Source organism: Paraburkholderia sp. RL17-347-BIC-D (assembly GCF_046027915.1).
In the GTDB taxonomy this organism is placed as follows: Bacteria; Pseudomonadota; Gammaproteobacteria; order Burkholderiales; family Burkholderiaceae; genus Paraburkholderia.
The window spans coordinates 1-1,123 of the sequence record NZ_JARESS010000187.1; the positions used below are offsets into that span (position 1 = coordinate 1).

General features: G+C 59.2%; 2 protein-coding genes. Both read right to left on the bottom strand.

Translation table 11 applies throughout. The features are described from left to right. Nucleotides 1-489, bottom strand: a 489-nt coding sequence (locus P0D96_RS48055) for a TAXI family TRAP transporter solute-binding subunit (RefSeq protein ID WP_459252716.1), incomplete at its 3' end; no start/stop codon positions are given. A 119-nt stretch (nt 490-608) separates the two neighbouring features. Next, a partial coding sequence (locus tag P0D96_RS48060; RefSeq protein WP_408321358.1) for a sodium/glutamate symporter occupies nt 609-1,123 on the bottom strand: 515 nt, incomplete at its 5' end.

Here is a 1,123-nt window from a genome sequence, read left to right on the forward strand (position 1 = left end):
ATTGAGCAGCCCGCTGCCGGAGACGCCGATTGCGATCCTTTTGCCGCGCAGTTGCACGAGCCGGTTGACGGTGATGTCGCCACGATAGAACACCCAGATCGGTTCATATGAGACGGCAGCGATGGTCTGCAGATGATCGGTTTCTTTCGGACTGGTGGTGCCTGATTGAATAAAACCCACCTCGTATTCGCTATCCGGATTCTTCAGCCGTTCATAGTTTTCGACCGAACCGGAAGAACTGCGGATAACCAGAGTAATGCCGTCGCGTTTCAGGATGGGCGCATAGCGATCCGCAAAACCGCGATAGATACCGTTGTCCGCCCCGGTTGTAATGACGATCGTGCGTTGGATGGCGGGCTTGATGAGCGTCGCAAGCGCCCAACCCAGCGCGGCCAGCAGCAAGATTGCGCCAATGAACAGAAGCCGCCGGCGCCCGGGTGTTATGGGGGCTTTGCTGCTACGCTGAAGCACTGGGTTGTGCCTGGTCATTATTCGGCATCTCCCGTCTGGCCTGTTCCGCGCGAGGTGGACTCGGCGAGCCTCTGTGCGGCACCGTTGCCGGCAGTCGCGAATGACCCGCGGAGTTTGTCACCTGCAGGTGTCCGCCGTCAGCCATAGAGCGGCAGCAACAAAAACAACTTGATGACGATCGCATTCGCGATGTCGATAAAAAACGCCCCCACCATAGGCACTACCAGAAAGGCCAGATGGGAAGGACCGAACTGTCCTGTGATCGCCTGCATGTTGGCTATCGCGGTCGGTGTTGCCCCGAGGCCGAATCCACAGTGACCGGCTGCGAGCACTGCCGCGTCATAGTTGCGCCCCATCACCCGAAACGTGACGAAAATGGCGTAAGCCGCCATCGCGATCGCCTGCACCACCAGAATGACGAACAGCGGCAAAGCGAGCGATGCGAGATCCCCCAACCGCAGGCTCATCAACGCTATAGCAAGAAAGAGACCGAGGCTAACGTTGCCGAGTACCGACACCGCGTCCTCGAACACGCGATACCAGCCGCGCACCGCGAGCCCGTTGCGCAGTACGACACCGACGAACAGGACGCACACGAACGCCGGCAACTCGAAAGCCGTACCGTTCAACAATAACGCGATTGCCGAACCCG